Raw genomic sequence first — 1757 nt, 5'->3', positions numbered from 1 at the left:
GCCGGGCCGCTTCGATCACCCGTCCGGCAATCTCCCGCTCGCGAGTCAAGATTTTTGACCAAAACCAAATGCGTTCAATAATAGTCGTCAGTGCCAAGATGGACAGCACCAACAGCGGCCACATGGCCAAGCCGCCCTCTTGAAATAATTCAGGAATGTTCACAATGGCCTCTCACTCTGGAATGATCCTCACACCTGTCGTTGTATCCAGTTTGCATTCTACAGAGATACTGCACCAGTCACCCAGTATCATCCGCAAGAAATTCTGACGGATGTCTACACCGTTGGTCTAGGAATGGGGGTGAGCTACGACGAGAGTCAAGCGCGATCGCCCCCTAATCGATACAATTCTAGGGTAATCATTAGCAAAATGCCCCGCACTCATCATAATGGCACCCAGCCATAGTCTAGGCTAGGAAGGGCTGCCTTCGGGGTTGCTAACGAAACACGCATAGGAGCTTATGTGCTCCACAACTGTTCTCGCCGTGAAGGTTTTGTACAAATGTTGAATAGGTGGTACCGCCAGATTCTCAATCATCCAACCTATCGCTGGATTTTGATTGTTGGCACACTGGTTTACTTTTTGAGCCCCATTGACCTATCACCAGACTTTATTCCCCTCTTAGGGCAGGTGGATGATGCTGTCCTCATGACGCTCTTAGTGTCGGGTCTGTTCCAAATGATCAGCGATCGCGTGCGGTCTGAGCCCGCCTCGCCGTCAGAGTCAGAGCCTGATGCTGCAGAGGTTGCTCAAGCTATTGATGTGGATGCCGTATCTATCGACTGAAGTCATCCACTGACGTTATCGGCTACAAATGTTCAAAGACGGGCAATCCATCAGGAGAATCCACGCGTCAGGCTTGGGCTGTAGCTTGGGGCAGACAAGCTCCTACGGGCAGGTGGTGCCTTCTACAACAGGCACAAGCCCCACCGATCCCTCGCACATCAGCGTAAAAGTGGTGCCCGCTCCCCCTGCCAGGCCAATCCAGACTTTGCCTAAATAGCCACGAATGGTGTTATCGGTGGGGGTCGCCGTGGTTTGAGCGATCGCCTCCATGCCAACACCTTCTGGCTCTGTGGTGTAGGTGTAATGCTCGGTGAAGGTGCGAATGCCGACTTCCAAATCCGGTAATTCACCAAACCGTCGGTGCTGTAGATAGTGGGCTTGTTGGGCTCGATTGACTGCGCCAATGTACGACTGCGCTTCCGACTGCCGCGCCTTGGATACCTGGTTAATAAACGATGGGTAAGCCAAGACAAACAAGGTGCCTATAATCACAATAGAAACCATAAGTTCCATCATGGTAAATCCAGCGTCTGTAGGTGGACTGCTATCTGCTAGGAGCGATCGCCTCGGTTGTGTCCGGATGGGTAAGGTCATCATGGGAATAGAGCAGGGCTAAGGTGGGCCTTAGGGAAGTCAATCTGCTATATCCCGTCACGGCTGACATTGAAGCACCTCTGGTACCTTGTGATTGTCCGGTGAGGTGCCAGGCGATACGGGTTTTGACCAGGGTTGCAGAAAGACTTCCCAGATGAATGAACTGGGTGTATCTCTGCTCAAGTTTTCTAAAAAGGCGATCGCCATCCGGAGAATGGAGTCGGAGTCATGTATCAATTGTGTCAAGACTTCCGTGAATATTCGATGAAGGGAAAATGCCCTTAGTACTCTAAGGCAAAAGTAACCCGCCTATGTGCTGAGGCGGGAAAATTTGTGTGCCCTGGAATTTCTTTTCGTTCTTCCGTCTTCGTTCTTC

General features: G+C 51.3%; 3 protein-coding genes. 1 reads left to right on the top strand and 2 read right to left on the bottom strand.

Features of this window, described 5'->3' with window-relative positions; translation table 11 throughout:
• The first annotated feature begins 502 nt into the window (after positions 1-502).
• On the top strand, positions 503-787 hold the full coding sequence (locus tag V6D20_08040) for a YkvA family protein (GenBank protein ID HEY9815735.1): 285 nt from the start codon (positions 503-505) through the stop codon (positions 785-787).
• Positions 788-889: 102 nt separating this feature from the next.
• Here V6D20_08040 and V6D20_08035 read toward each other — a convergent pair whose 3' ends face one another.
• Together V6D20_08035 and V6D20_08030 are read right to left on the bottom strand one after the other, a co-directional pair.
• Positions 890-1384, bottom strand: coding sequence for a type IV pilin-like G/H family protein (locus V6D20_08035; GenBank protein ID HEY9815734.1), 495 nt, complete (start codon positions 1382-1384; stop codon positions 890-892).
• 54 nt (positions 1385-1438) lie between these two features.
• Positions 1439-1627: a hypothetical protein gene (locus V6D20_08030; protein HEY9815733.1), complete on the bottom strand. Its 189-nt coding sequence runs from the start codon at positions 1625-1627 to the stop codon at positions 1439-1441.
• Positions 1628-1757: the final 130 nt, after the last annotated feature.

The sequence above is a fragment of the Candidatus Obscuribacterales bacterium genome (genome assembly GCA_036703605.1).
In the GTDB taxonomy this organism is placed as follows: domain Bacteria; phylum Cyanobacteriota; class Cyanobacteriia; order RECH01; family RECH01; genus RECH01.
This window is presented reverse-complemented; position numbering and strand designations above follow the sequence as displayed.